The sequence below is a fragment of the Marivirga atlantica genome (genome assembly GCF_016734805.1).
Lineage (GTDB): Bacteria > Bacteroidota > Bacteroidia > Cytophagales > Cyclobacteriaceae > Marivirga > Marivirga atlantica.
In genome coordinates, this window is the sequence record NZ_JAERQG010000003.1 from 109,355 (window position 1) to 123,824 (window position 14,470).

The window sequence follows — 14,470 nt, forward strand, 5'->3', positions numbered from 1 at the left end:
ATCTAGCAATGAATATTTTTACCAACTCAACTCTTAAAAGGCAGGTATTTAAGTTCAACAGTTACCTCAACTTCTTCTGCAATATTTTTAAACACAATAGTCGGGATTTCAATATCATAGTCGGCCACCTTCACCATGAATGATGTTTTTGCCACCACTTTGTTATTATCAACTTTAATAGAACCTACTGTATCCATAGGTTTCGTAACTCCATGAATGGTCATTTTACCTTTAACCCTTACCTCATAAACGCCATTCCTATTGATATCAATTACTCCATCACTTACAAAATATCCACTAAACGCAGCCATAGGCCACTTTTCTGACTCCAAATAATTCTCATTAAAATGCTCCTGCATTAAAGAGTTTTCGAACTGAAAAGCTGTGATTGGTACATTAATGGCTACTTCAGACTTTTCTATATCAATAATACTTTGCACCTTATTATTAATAGCTTCTATATCTTCCAAAGGAGCCTCTGAATAAAATTTAGCGTAGCCTGTCTTGGTAAAGAATTTTGTTTGTGCATTCGCCTCGCCTACCAGCAGTAGTAAAAAAAAGGCTGTGATTAAATTTTTCATTATTAAAATTTTATTGGTTTCAGTTTTTATTGATTTGCTCCACTATCTACCCAGCAGGCTATCAGAGCTATTTCTTGATTGCTAAGGCTTTTACCACTTGATGATGGAGGCATTGTTTTAGCACTCGTTCTGGATTTAATCCTACTTGAATTACCACTTATATTTCCTGCATCTCTAAAATCAGGGTTTACATTGCCCCCATGGCAGCTTGAGCTAACGCAGTTAGTCTGGATGATACTTTGGATTGCTGAGAAATCTACCTCAGTAGCTATTTCAACATTCTGAGATACACTGCATCCTGAGGCATCTTCTGCAATGAGTGTATACTCACCAGTGGCTAGATTCTCAAATGTATTATCAGGTTGAAAATCACCAGTACCCAATTTGAATCTATAAGGTTCTTGACCACCAGTTGCAGATACCGTAACAACACCTGAATTACTTCCACAATCAGCAGCATCAGTCTGAACTGATATGTTTAAACCCGAAAGGTTTTGAATTTCAACACTGAGGGTACTAGAACAGCCATCAATCGTTTCTACTGCAATTTCATAAGTGGCAGCAGACAGATTCTCGAAACGCCCAGTAACATTCTCATTCTCACCATTAATACTGAACTTAAGTGGTGATCCTTCAACACCATCTGCTTCTACTACAATTTCACCTGATTCACTTCCACATTCTGTATCTGTGCTTGAAATAAGATTAAGAACAGGTACATCGATACAGGCTTTCTCTTGCTCAATAATATCATAAGTACATGCATTAAAGGCAAACAAGAAGCATATAACAGCTAATCTTCTCAAATAGGGTACGATAAATTTCATCAGTTTAAGAATTGATAGTTATGCACTCCTTAAAATTGTACTGCAGATAGACTCCATAAATCTGCGATACTTCCACTTATATCTCCTCTGCCATTATCGTCCGAAAAATAGTATAGCGGCCTTCCTTTGAAAGTGAGCTGAGTAGTACCATCTGTACGGTTGATAGTGGAAAATTCAGATGACTTTAATAAGGATGGTAATATCAGCTCATCTTTCACCTGAAACGAAGGATATGCACTTAGGCATCCTCCGGCACAATTACTCGTGTTCTCAGAATCATTCTCAAAAAAGTAGAGAGACTTACCTTCAGCATCTACCAGATAGGAAACATCAGTATCGTCAATATTTTGCTTAGCTACTGCCAGGCTATAATCTACTTTTGCTCCAAACCATACTGAACCTACACCATCACCCTTTACATCTGAAGATGATTCATCAGAAGCAAAGTAATAAAGCGGCCAACCTTGGTAAGTTGTCTGTTTAGCTCCATCAGCTCTCGTAATAGTTGAAAAGTCTGCCAGCTCTAATCCTTCGCCAACTGCAACATCTTCTATGTAGAAAACCGGCCATGCATTCAAACAACCGTCATTACAATTGCTTTCGCCAGATACATCATTAGCGAAAATGTACAATGACATCCTATTGGCATCGGAGATGATTTCTCCAAATTCACCTTTTTCTATAATGCTAATTTCAGCAGTTTCTTCTGGTGCAGCTACTTCTTCTTCACTACATGCTAGCGTGAATAAAAAAGTAGCTAGTAATAATAATTCAACAATTCTTAATTCAATTTTTTGCATCAGTTTTTTAGTTTTTGTTTGATGCAAATGTATGAGAGACTAAGCCTCACCTATTATAATACAGGTAGACAATTAGGTTACAGCGGTGTAAAAACAGGTGATATAAAAGTAGACAAAATTGATTAAAAATAGCCCTATAATGTTTCTAAAGCTATTTAAATGATTACTAAAGTAATTGGTGAGAAAAAATAAGATGTAATATAAAAAGTATACAAAACTAAGTGTTTTCAAAGACCTGATCCTTATCAGGATAAGTTATTAGGAAGACAAACAATTACTTCTGTTCCTTTATTCGGCTCACTTTCAATTCTTATAGTACCGGAAAGCTTTTCAACGAAGTCTTTTACCAAAGTGTAGCCAATACCCGTACCTTTTTCATGTTTGGTACCCACTTCACTTAGAACATTTTCATTATTTAGAACCCTATTAATCGTTTTCTTATCCATGCCTACACCGGTATCTCTTACATGCAAGTAAATTTGTTGTTCACTTTTTTCGTCAATGCTTATTGATATGGTACCCCTCGGATGGGTATATTTTATCGCGTTAGAAATCAGGTTTCTGAATATAGTAGAAATAGCATCTTCATCACTTCTATAGGTCAACTCTGCCGGAATATTATTCTCTATTTCAATATTCTTCTCAGATATCTGGTAAATGAAAAGTCCTATTACCTGCTTAACTAAATCATGTAGATTAAGCTCAGAATATTTAAACTGAAAGCCTTCCCTGTTAGAAATTGACCAACTTAATATGTTATTTACTAAAATACTTATGGATTGAGACGATCGATTCAACATATCAAACATTCTTTCCCTTTCAGCATCACTTTTTGATTGTTTTAAAATGTTAACAAGCGAATTTATATTACTAACGGGATTCTTAATATCATGCGCTATTATATTGAATAGCCTATTTTTAGTACTATTGGCAACCTCTAGCTTTTTCTTGCTCTTTCTGAGCACATAAAATTGAATAATAAATATTATTAAAGAAATAGAAATAATGGCTGTTAAAATATATTGATATGAGAGCAGTTTGTCTTGAGCGCTAAGCTCCTCCTGAGCTTTCTTATTCTCAAGATTTAGCATCATATTCTCATTTTCACTCTCTTCCAGCTGGTATTTAGCCCTGACTTCTTCTAATTGTCTATTTTTTTCAACGTTGAAAAGAGAATCCTTCTCATCACTGTACTTTATATGATAGTTAAGGGATTGTTTATATTTACCCTGATCCTTAAAATTTTCTGAAATAAGCTTATAAACATAGTTTCTCTCTCTTATCTCACCTGTTTGTCCCATTAATAACAAACTTTTCTCGTAGCTGCGTTGAGCTTGTTCAAATTCCTTTTTACTGTTAAACACCCTGCCCATTGTATAGTGAACAAAAATAGCAGCCGAATTGAACTGATAATACTGAAGTGTTTTTAATGATTTTTTCAAATAATCTAAAGCAATATCCGATTCATTTAAATCGTGATAAGCTTCTCCAATATTAGCTTGATTAATCGCTACAGCTAAAGAGTCTCCTATCTTTGTGTTTAGTGCTAAGGATTTTTTGTAATAAGAAAGTGCCTTGGTATAATCTTCGTTAAAATAAGCCGCAACACCTAAATGGTCATAACATAAAGTGATTCCTGGGGTGTCATTAACTGCAATAGCACTTGAAAGGATATCATCGTATAATATTTTGCTCTCGTTTATACGGTTTAAGCTCAAATAAATACCGGCAAGAATAGTTTTGGACTTTATCAACTCTGTTGTATCACGCACATACTCATTGTAATCAATGCTATTGAGTATGTTGCGCACCGCAGAAGTATTATCGCCCAAGCGCCATTGTACGTGCGCAAGACCAGCCATGCCTTTTGCTTCAAGACTAAAGTCAGATAATAATCTGCTAGTTCGAATAACTTGCTTGTAATATCTTGCGGCACTATCCAACTTACCTTGCTGATAATATATTTCAGCAATATTGAAATCCTGCTTATTCATTAACAGGCTATCATTTTCAAGCAAAGCCTTCGATTTTATCACTCTATATGAAGCTAATGCACATTTATAATTTGCACTGTTAAAGCAGGAATCAGCTTTAGACTGAAGGGATTGTAATTCGGTTTCATCAATTGCAAAAACATAAGTACCCAAAACTGAATTCCCGAAAAATAAGGAAAGAGATAGAATAAAAATAAGCTTCGATCTAGACAGCATTAAATACTTTACAATCAGTTAAATAGATTAATTAAACTTAATACATAAAATACTAAGTTAAAAACTAAAGCTAACTTTAAGAATAAGGGATGTAACTTAATGAATGCTTTTACATTAATTTTCAATAATTACTGCATCCACCTTATTTTCGGATACAAGCTGATTAAAAGCAGGTATGTCTTCATCCAAAATGTCTCTCAGCTCATTTAATATGCTATCAATTTCTGCTGTAACCTCTTTTCTAAATTCTATAGCCGCATCAGTAGGTGCATTGTCTCCCATTCCCATGAGTGAATTTAAATGTCCTAACTTATTATTCAACCTTATCGGGTAGTTTAATGGATCTTGCCCGCTCTGATTCTTTGTTTGATAGAGCGCTTTTTCAATAACCTCCATTTCAGTCAAAATGTGCTTTCCAAAAGTCTTTATTGTATCAAGCTCTGTTTTGGAAAGAACTATATTGATTTGTTTTCTAGCTTCTCTGATTTTTTCAATGCTCTTATTAGTCTCGGTAAGCTTATCAACTACTTTCTGCTGAAAATCAAATTGCGCTTGTAAGTCGGCCATGCTTGCAGAAGAGCGTGGGTCCTTTTTAATTATAAAATTTTGAGTAGCTATGCTTTCATCATTGATAAGGAGTTCTACCTGATAGTCACCAGGTAAGGCCACTGGTCCACTTAAAGATGACCACCATAAAATCATTCCATCAAAGCCTTCAGCTCCTCGATATTCCATATCCCAAATATGCTGATTACTACCTGGCTTAACTGATAAAGTGCCTTCTTTTTTCTTTTTATTGGGTTTAGTGCTAAATACCTGAATAGTATCGCCATCTGACTCTTTGTAAATAAGCTTTACTGTGTCGGCAGCAGCAGTATCCTGTACATAAAAATAACTTATCACTCCCGATGGCATATTAGTGCCTGCCGTTTTGCTCTCTCTAGACCGGCCCGCTATTCTATAAGTAGGTTTAGGTTGATATAAATGATATTCATTTGAAATATTTACTGCCTGATGTAATACAGTGAGATCATCAATTAACCAAAAGCCTCTGCCCTGTGTTGCAGCTATTAAATGATTGTCTTTTATAGCTAAATCTGTAATAGGAACAATTGGTAAATTCAATTGAAAAGGCTGCCAGTTTTCTCCTGAATTGAATGATATATACATACCCGATTCTGTGCCTGCATATAATATAGAGGGCTTTTCAGGGTCCACACGGACTACTCTCACAAAATGATCATTAGGAATTCCATTGGTTAATTTAGTCCAGCTTTTACCATAATCAGTGGTTTTATAAATATAAGGTTGATAATCACCTGATTTATAAGAAGTTCCTGCAACATAAACGCCTCCCTTTACGCCAGGAATAGCATCTATACTATTGATCATCAACCATTTAGGCATATCCTTGGGAGTAACATTATTCCAGTTTTCTCCTCCATCTTTACTTACGTGGATCAGTCCATCATCAGAACCTGTCCATAATAAATTCTCTTCATAGGGTGATTCCATGGCCGCGAAGATAGTTCCATAATACTCTACACTGGTATTATCTTGCGTGATGGGGCCACCTGAAGACTTCAAGGTAGATGGATCGTTTCTGGTCAGGTCAGGACTGATTAACTCCCAGCTTTGACCTTCATCAGTTGTGACATGTAAATGATTGGAAGCAGTATATAGCTTATCAGGATTGTGTGGTGAAAAGAAGATAGGGAAATTCCACTGGAATCTATACTTCATATCTTCAGCTCCATGCCCCATAGGGTTATCAGGCCAAACGTTGATAGCTCTTATTTCCTCGGTTTTATGATTGTAGCGTGTTAAAAAGCCATCGTAGCTACCGCCATAAACAATGTCATCATTTTCAGGATCAACCGCTATATGGGCACTTTCACCGCCTGCAGTTGGCTCCCAGTCTCTTTCCCCAATTACAGATCCAGTTGTTCTGTGTGCAATTCTAACAGTAGAATTATCTTGCTGGGCGCCATATATTCTGAATGGGAAATGATTATCCGTTACCACCCGATAAAATTGCGCAGTATTTTGGTTCGTGTAAGTGCTCCAGTTTTCTCCACCATCGAAGCTAATCTGTGCACCTCCATCATCAGCTATGATCATACGCTGATTGTCATTAGGAGCTATCCATAAATCGTGGTGATCTCCATGGGGAGCATTATATGATTGAAAGGTTCTACCGCCATCTTTTGATTTGTGGTAGTTTACATTAAGTACATATACAATATCTTCATCCTGGGTATCTGCATATATTCTGGTATAATACCAGGCACGCTGCCTAAGACTTCTGTCATCATTAAGTTTTTTCCAGGTCTCGCCTCCATCATTGGAGCGAAAAACACCCCCATTGTCATTTTCTATGATAGCCCATACTCTGTTGGAGTTCTTTGGAGAAACTGTCACGCCTGAAATACCCCATACTCCTTCAGGTAAACCTTTATTTCCAGAAATATTAGTCCATGTTTCACCACTATCAGTAGATTTCCAAAGTGCCGAACCAGATCCTCCACTAGATAAGCTATAAGGTGTTCTTCTGATATTCCAGGTTGAAGCATACATAATGCGTGGATTATTAGGATCGAGAATAAGATCCACTGCTCCTGCATCCTGATTGGCAAAAAGCATACGCTTCCAGGTATTCCCTCCATCAACAGATTTATAAACACCTCTCTCTGAAGTACCTTTATATAAGTCACCCATTACAGCAGCATAAACGATATCAGGATTTGTAGGATGAACCCTAACCCTTGCTATATGCCTGCTGTTTTCTAAACCTATCTGCTGCCATGTTTTTCCTGCATCCACTGATTTCCACATACCATAACCATAAGAAACATTCCCTCTCACAGTTTCTTCACCACCACCTACGTAAATCACGTTGGGATCACTCTCAGCAACTGCAACGGCTCCTATTGACCCTCCGAAAAAACCATCTGATATATTCTCCCAGCTATTGCCGCCATCCTTGGTGCGCCAAACACCACCACCGGTAGCACCCATATAATAGAGGTTGGGCTCATTATTGACTCCTGTTACAGCTGCTGAACGGCCACCACGATAGGGACCTATTCCACGCCACTGTAAAGCATCATAGAGTGATTCGTTAACAGAAGATGAGCTTTCAACCATCTTTTTCTTTTGTGCTTGAGCACTTGAAAAGAAAACTAGCGTAAGGATAAGCAGGATGGACTTTTTCATAGTTTTTGGTTTAAAAACTGAAAATAGTATTTTCTTAAATCAAAGCCGAATTATTAATAAAGAAAGGTATTTACTTTAACGACTATTATTTAATTATTCATGTTCTTTGTCCCAAAAGAACGATCTGTTAAAAAATCAACTTATAGCCTACTCCTCTCACATTTATAATCTTTACGCTGGCATCTTCTTCTAACTTTTTACGCAGCTTTGAAATAAAAACATCAAGTGTACGGCCAATGTAGTTTCCCTCATCTCCCCAAACAGTTTTTAACAGGTAATCGCGCTCAACTGTGGAATGAGAAGTCTTCAACAGTAGTGCAAGCAAATCAGCCTCCTTACTTGAAAGCTCAATCTTTTCACCTTTGAAAGAGAGCTCCATTGTTTTACTATTAAATTCGTAAGCTCCCAATTGAATTATATCTTCATTTGGACTGTTTTCACTCCTTTTCTTTTGAAAATATATCCACAAAAATACTAAGCATATCAGAAGTATAATACCCGATGTAATCGAAAAGATATTTATCTCTCCCCATTTTAAAGAAGTCTTATTACTTCTGGTACTTGAAGGACCAATAAAAAGAGATCGTATTGAATTATTAGGCTCTAAAATGGTAAAGTAAATTATGTAGCAAGCTTTTGGAAGTACCCTGTTGATGCAAGGAATCAAATCGTTTTTTACAGAGTTACCAATCTCATAACTATAAACAACCTCACCGGACTTACATGTTTGTACTTCTACTAGATAGCTTGTTGCGATATGAGATTGTTCAACAACACTTTCTATTTGTGCAACCAGTTCTTCAGGGCGAATTAGCAGTTCCTTTTCAAATTCTAACTTATATCTATGCTGTTCAGATTTTGATACTAAAACGAGAGAAATACTGTCTCCTGAATTGAGTAGTATTTGATGCCCCATCATTCTAACAGCTACCTGAATGTGCTTTTCATTGATATCAGTTTGTGCTATACCCTTTGAGGAATAACAAAATACAAATAGGCATGCAAGAATAAAGCTGTTGAGTTGTGGGCTAATCATGGTGTAAATCTATCCGATTCTACTACTATTTGAAATCATTTACATGTCATTTTACATTAATTTACATTCAATTAAGCTAAAGAAATGGGCACAAACTTATCATTGTAAGAAAAAAACCAAGATGACAACTGAAAAATTTCAAACACCAAAAAAGCACTTCCTCTTCTTTCCTTTGGTATGCATCATAGCATGCAATGAACCTGGCAAATTGAACAATTCACAAGAAAATGAGAAAGTAAAAGCTACCTCAACTATTAGCAACAGTAAGAAGATAGACACTGATGTTTTCAAGAGCCAGTTAAGCAGTGCCTTCTTTGGACTAGGGTATAAAGAAGGTTTTGATAATAAGGAACAAGTAAGCCAATATGTCCGAAAGATATTTCAGGATAAAAAGGGACATTTGTGGTTTGGTTCTAATGCTGTTGGCGTAATCCGCTACGATGGTGACACCTTAAGTTACTTTTCGATTAATGAAGGTTTAAGTGGAAGCCAGGTTACAGGAATTATTGAAGATGAAGATTTTAACCTTTGGTTTTCTACCAACGGAGGAGTTACGAAATATGACGGTAAATTATTTACCAACTTTACTGCACAAAACGGGCTAAGCAGTGACAGAGTTTGGAGTATATTTCAAGACACAAAGGGAACTATTTGGATAGGCACAGCCAAAGGTCTTTGTCGCTTCAACGGTAACATATTTGAACCCTTTCCAATAACTGGTCACCCCAGTAGTGTTGTTAGGAGTATGACAGAAGACAATAATGGCAACCTTTGGCTGGCTACAGATGGGGAGGGCGTTTACAAATACGATGGACAGAAATTTACTCCTATCACTTCAAATAATGAGTTAAGTGATAAACATGTGATGAGCATTTTAGCAGACTCAAAAGGTAATATCTGGATGGGTACCCGTTTTGGCGGTATTAGCAAGTTTGATGGTCAATCCTTCATGAATTATTCAGTTGACAATGGTATTGGTAATAATGAAGTTTGTACAATTTATGAAGATAAGAAGGGGAATATATGGTTTAGTGCTGAAGGTTTTGGCATTTATCGTTATGATAAAGGAAAAATCATCAACTTCAGCCAACAAGCCGGTTTAAATATTCGTGCTGTGCAGGCTATTTTTGAAGACAGACAAGGTCGTTTCTGGGTTGGCGGTGGAGATGGCCTCTACAGAAGAGCAGGAAATGAATACATTAACATTAGAAAAAATGGCCCATGGGATGATTGTTAAGATAATTATCACACATCGAAATTTTAATTAAAAGCTATTATGAGTTTACTTTCTGAATAGGATTCATTTAGAAAGTAAACTCATTAAACAAACAACTTTATTTTATTGCTATATCTGATTCAGTTAAAAAAGGTAATGTTTTCAACAAGCAATTACTACCTCATGAAACAACTACGTAAACACCTAAAAAAAATATGAAACCAAGATAAAGAATAGGATGTAGCTTTCGCCTTGAAATAATATCATAAAGAAATAGGGACAGCCACAAACCTAGCCAAATGGGAAATGCCAGATGCACAGGATTCAGTCCTAAGTTGCCACAAAAACGACTTAATATAGGCTCCAAGCATAAGAGCATACCAGTAAAAATGAAATATTGATGTAATACGCTATTTTGTCGTTTTAGATAAGCAAATAAGAGTACTAGAGCAAAAGCAGGTACAAACAGGCGATTAGCCTTCCCGAAAAATGGTAAATCGACAAAATCAGGACCCATATAAGCAAGATAATTGATGCTTAACAGCATGAAAATGGCAATTACGAAACCAATTATTCCAAATTTTTTATGTTGAGCAATATTTAGCTTTCGGATGTGATTGGTTTGAATGATCAAAACTATCGTCCAGGAAAACATAATTAAACCGTGAATAATCATAAATGGATTACTGTTACTTTCTTGGTGTACATCAGTTATCATATTATCGGAGAAGGCAATCAGGCTCATGATAAAAATAGCGATGCTTAAGCCAAAGAAGTAGTTTCTGGTATAGAAGTTCTTTTTCATCACATTTTTTATTTTACTTTTTAATTTCAAGCCTTAAAAAACGGGCGGCATTATTATAAAATATGTCTTCTTTTTGAGCTAAAGAGAGAAAAGGAGCCTCATTGATAATATCAATACTTTTTCCAATAAGGCCTGGCCAGTTCATGGAATCGGAGCCAAACATGATACGTTTGCCATAACCGGCTAACACCATTTTCTTTAGATGATACTCATAAAAATAAGCTTTGGGATAAGTCCACATAATACCACCCAAATCAACATAAAGCTGTGGGTAAGAGTACATCATGGCAATCATTTCATCTATGAATGGCTCTCCATAATGCATGACGGACATCCTGAGTCTTGGATACTTGTTTAAAACCTCTTCCAGTTGAAGTGGATTTGAAAATTTCACGCGGTAATTTGGAAAGCCCAGATAGGGAGCACCCGGAGGACCTGACCCCAGGTGAACAGCTACTGGAATATCGAGTTTAACCGCCAACTCCCAATACTTATCCATCCTTGAATCGTTCGGAGCAATGCCATGATATTGGTTACCTATTTCTCCTAATACCTGAATATCATTGGCCCTTATAATGGTTTCAAGACTATCGACAGGCATTTCATCCGCGGGTAAACTAAACTTTAAGCTGGGAATAAATCTGTCGGGTGCGGCTTCCAACCAGTCTGGAAGAAAATCTACTTCCCCACTCAAGACAGCCGTTATATTATACTTATGGAGCTGCTCCACTGTTTGTTTGATCAGTTCTTCGTCTGTTTCGGGCGACCATAGTAAACCTTCGCAGTCCGGGTTTTCTGATGCCTTCATCACCACATCCATCCAGATATCTTTAGGGTCAAAATGCTGGATCATAGTGGATATAGGTACACAAAACGGAAGCGGTGGCGGTCCATTGGCATCTGCATGAAAGGCATGCAAATGTACATCAATGATGGGACCTTTATAAGGCGCATAAGGTTTTGATTCATCGGTCTGTGCCATGATACCTATATGAAGCAGGCAAAGAATGATTGTTAAGAAGTAGTTTTTCATGATTTTAGGTTAAAGTTTTTCAGGAATGTTTTATGCTCAGTTCTCTCTATTGATCAGATTATTCATAGTGATTATCTTCCATTTCTCTTCTGATTTTTTCCATATTCTTGAAGCTGTTTCACGCAGAGAGTCCCCCGCAGAACTGATGTAAATCATGCTTACATAATCATACCCCAGGTCATCAGATAGTAATTTTTGATCATTATAAGTTTCTACCACCCGTTTTTTTGGTAGATGAGGACCATACTTTACGAGGTCATTATAGCTCCATATTTTTCCGTTTTCCCACATCTGTATGTCCTCATCAAATCCGGCTAGTATGTTTTCCAGATTTTCACTACCCATCATATATTTGTTTTGATAGGCCTGAGCCATATTCTCAAATGCCTGTTGCTCTTCTAAAGAAATCGTTTGAGTTGATATCTCTGATTCTGAAGGTGATTTTTGTTGAGTGCAGGCAACTAGTAGCACCCAAATGATTAAGCTTAATTTTTTCATAGTTTTATTTTTTAATATGTGCCTGACTGATCATATGGCTTACTATTTTCCATTCGCCATCTATTTTTTGATATACTCGCAGATGATTGATGTCCCGATCCGGCATTGGCTCACCAGAGCTATATTTTTGCCCTTTTCTAAGATTCCTGGATCTTAATAAGGCTACATCATTACTTAAAAAGTTAAAGTCATTTTCTGCATAATTTTGCTTACCTGCCATCACGAAGTCAAGGCTGAAAATTTCCGTGAGAAGCGCTCTAAGCTCTTCCCTGGTGCGCACTCTATCGCCAAAAGCATTGGTCCAGTCTGTTGAGTCTGCATAGTCCGTCAAAACCAGTTCTACATTTCTACTCTCCCAGCCTTTGTTATAGTTTTCGATTGTTTTTAAAATAGCCTGGCGGTCTGCTGATCTATCAGGTTTTAAAAAAGTAAATGCGAACAATATGCTTGACAGCAAAATCAAAAATGTTATAATTTTTCTTTTGTGTATTTTCATAATTATTTCATTTAGTTTGTCAGTGAGGTATTTATATCGCCTTTAGAAATTGGTTGCCAGCGTTTATAGGTGAGCGAACGCCAAAGCCATTCCATAGGACCATATTGAAATTTAGACAACCAAAGGTGACTAAAGACTATCTGAAACACCAAAATACCTAAACCTACCGCTGTAAAAGCCAGCGGACCATCTGTGGCAAATAAGCCTAAACCATAACTATTGTAGATCAGGCAGCAGATGACACTCTGCATGAGATAATTTGTTAGCGCCATCCTACCAAAAGGAGCAAATATTGATAATACGTTTTTAAAGGAGTGGTTTTGGTAGAGCAATGCAATCCCACACGCATAAAAGAGACCTAATGCAGGCACTCCATAAGCATAAACTAAGGGTTGAATTATCCCCAGCTTACCAAATGTGTAATAAACATCGGTAGTCATCAATTGAGCTAACACTAAATTGCAGGGAATGCCAATGACTGCACCCCAGATCATTACTTTTTTAAAGAGTGGTCGATGAGCTGCAATATTTGTAAAGAATTGCTTGCGAGCCACATAAAAGCCCAGTAAAAACATGGCAAATACCCTGAAAAATCTGCCAGTAAAAATTAAGTCAGGATAGCGACCAAAAACCAACCCTCCTGCATTGAACATTAAAATATCCTTCAAGCTACCAGATTGATAAGCCAATATAAGTTGCTCAAAGGGAGGTGCACCTGGAGCTCCTGCAAGCTCAGCAGCTGAAGCATTCTGCTGTCCATACCACATAAAGGCATATTGAATAAAAGGAATCAGGAGAAGGATGATAGCCCAACGCAGCAGACCTTTATCGGAAACTTTAGTAAACAGCAGTAAAACGAATCCTAATAAGGCATACACAGTTAGAATATCGCCAACGAAGAAGAAGACTGCATGCAGGAGTCCAAACAAAAATAGGATGAGTAGCCTTCTGGAAAAGCGGCCTGCAAAAGGTTCATTTCTATCTATTGACCGTTGTAATTGCAGGGCAAAGCCAATTCCGAATAACAGAGAGAAAATGGAGTAAAATTTCCCATCTGATAGGAAATGTAAAATCCACATAAGCATATGCCCCGCCTCAGCTGCCGGCATATTTTCCTGTGCTTCCGGAGATAACATCCAGAAGCCCGAATGGTAAGGCATATTGGCGAAAAGTACACCAATAAGGGCAAATCCTCGGAGCACATCTAAAATGAGATGGCGTTCATTAGGTTGTGTAGGTTTCATAGTTTTTTTATTTTGAGTTGAATCACTTAATCAGCCCAGAAGCCACTTCTCGGTGAAGCCGCCAGTTGCCTTTTGTGTCCTTTTTGAGGATCACCAAAAAAGAGTCCTTAAGCTCAATGGTGTTACCCGCAGAATCTGTGTAGAAAACAGAACTTACTCCAAAATCATAAGCCACCGTATCGCTTACAATAACTGTTTCCTTTGGATACATGATGATGCTATCATAACTGAATAAGCCTTTTGGATCTTCCCGCATCTTACGATAGGCCTGCCACTCTGCACTACCCGGGCCAATTGCCTTAATATCTTTGGTAGCATACTTACTTAAATCTGAGTAGCGTTTCTCCTTTATCGCTAGTTGAAAATTGGCTCTCAAGTTTTCTATTTTGGCGAGCTCATTTTCAATAGCTGCTTTTACATCCTGTTCATTTTCCGTGGCTGTAGAACAGCTGTAAATGGACAGGAATATTAAAATGAGTATCAATTGAATTTTAAAGTACATCATATT

The 14,470-nt window shown here is 37.1% G+C and carries 13 protein-coding genes; 1 reads left to right on the forward strand and 12 read right to left on the reverse strand.

Annotation, left to right across the window (positions count from 1 at the left end):
* Positions 1-26: 26 nt before the first annotated feature.
* The 6 genes from JKP34_RS12170 to JKP34_RS12195 form a co-directional block, all read right to left on the reverse strand.
* A complete protein-coding gene (locus tag JKP34_RS12170) occupies positions 27-581 on the reverse strand; it encodes a YceI family protein (RefSeq protein WP_201921743.1) in 555 nt (184 codons plus the stop codon).
* A 26-nt stretch (positions 582-607) separates the two neighbouring features.
* A complete protein-coding gene (locus JKP34_RS12175) occupies positions 608-1,408 on the reverse strand; it encodes a hypothetical protein (RefSeq protein WP_201921745.1) in 801 nt (266 codons plus the stop codon).
* Between the two features lie 29 nt (positions 1,409-1,437).
* Positions 1,438-2,208 carry a hypothetical protein gene (locus JKP34_RS12180; RefSeq protein WP_201921748.1) on the reverse strand — a complete coding sequence of 257 codons (771 nt, stop codon included), beginning with the start codon at positions 2,206-2,208 and terminating at the stop codon, positions 1,438-1,440.
* A 245-nt stretch (positions 2,209-2,453) separates the two neighbouring features.
* Complete coding sequence (locus JKP34_RS12185; RefSeq protein WP_201921750.1) at positions 2,454-4,418, reverse strand: ATP-binding protein; 1,965 nt, start codon at positions 4,416-4,418, stop codon at positions 2,454-2,456.
* A gap of 114 nt (positions 4,419-4,532) precedes the next feature.
* Positions 4,533-7,634 (reverse strand): WD40/YVTN/BNR-like repeat-containing protein, encoded by a 3,102-nt coding sequence (locus JKP34_RS12190; protein WP_201921752.1) that lies wholly within the window; start codon positions 7,632-7,634, stop codon positions 4,533-4,535.
* Between the two features lie 127 nt (positions 7,635-7,761).
* The gene (locus JKP34_RS12195) at positions 7,762-8,670 is read right to left on the reverse strand and encodes a winged helix-turn-helix domain-containing protein (RefSeq protein ID WP_201921754.1); all 909 of its coding nucleotides are present in this window, start codon (positions 8,668-8,670) and stop codon (positions 7,762-7,764) included.
* A gap of 121 nt (positions 8,671-8,791) precedes the next feature.
* On the opposite strand from JKP34_RS12195, the gene JKP34_RS12200 reads away from it, so the two are divergent.
* Complete coding sequence (locus tag JKP34_RS12200; RefSeq protein ID WP_201921756.1) at positions 8,792-9,907, forward strand: ligand-binding sensor domain-containing protein; 1,116 nt, start codon at positions 8,792-8,794, stop codon at positions 9,905-9,907.
* Positions 9,908-10,067: 160 nt separating this feature from the next.
* On the opposite strand, the gene JKP34_RS12205 is transcribed toward JKP34_RS12200, so the two are convergent.
* Genes JKP34_RS12205 through JKP34_RS12230 form a run of 6 tightly spaced genes read right to left on the reverse strand, consistent with a single transcriptional unit; the run spans position 10,068 to position 14,467 of the window.
* Positions 10,068-10,691 carry a hypothetical protein gene (locus JKP34_RS12205; RefSeq protein WP_201921759.1) on the reverse strand — a complete coding sequence of 208 codons (624 nt, stop codon included), beginning with the start codon at positions 10,689-10,691 and terminating at the stop codon, positions 10,068-10,070.
* Positions 10,692-10,704: 13 nt separating this feature from the next.
* Positions 10,705-11,724: an amidohydrolase family protein gene (locus JKP34_RS12210; protein WP_201921763.1), complete on the reverse strand. Its 1,020-nt coding sequence runs from the start codon at positions 11,722-11,724 to the stop codon at positions 10,705-10,707.
* Positions 11,725-11,760: 36 nt separating this feature from the next.
* The gene (locus JKP34_RS12215; RefSeq protein WP_201921765.1) at positions 11,761-12,222 is read right to left on the reverse strand and encodes a hypothetical protein; all 462 of its coding nucleotides are present in this window, start codon (positions 12,220-12,222) and stop codon (positions 11,761-11,763) included.
* 4 nt (positions 12,223-12,226) lie between these two features.
* On the reverse strand, positions 12,227-12,718 hold the full coding sequence (locus JKP34_RS12220; RefSeq protein ID WP_201921767.1) for a YybH family protein: 492 nt from the start codon (positions 12,716-12,718) through the stop codon (positions 12,227-12,229).
* Positions 12,719-12,729: 11 nt separating this feature from the next.
* The gene (locus JKP34_RS12225) at positions 12,730-13,962 is read right to left on the reverse strand and encodes a DUF418 domain-containing protein (RefSeq protein ID WP_201921769.1); all 1,233 of its coding nucleotides are present in this window, start codon (positions 13,960-13,962) and stop codon (positions 12,730-12,732) included.
* A 22-nt stretch (positions 13,963-13,984) separates the two neighbouring features.
* Complete coding sequence (locus tag JKP34_RS12230) at positions 13,985-14,467, reverse strand: Cif family virulence factor (RefSeq protein ID WP_201921771.1); 483 nt, start codon at positions 14,465-14,467, stop codon at positions 13,985-13,987.
* Between the last annotated feature and the right edge of the window lie 3 nt (positions 14,468-14,470).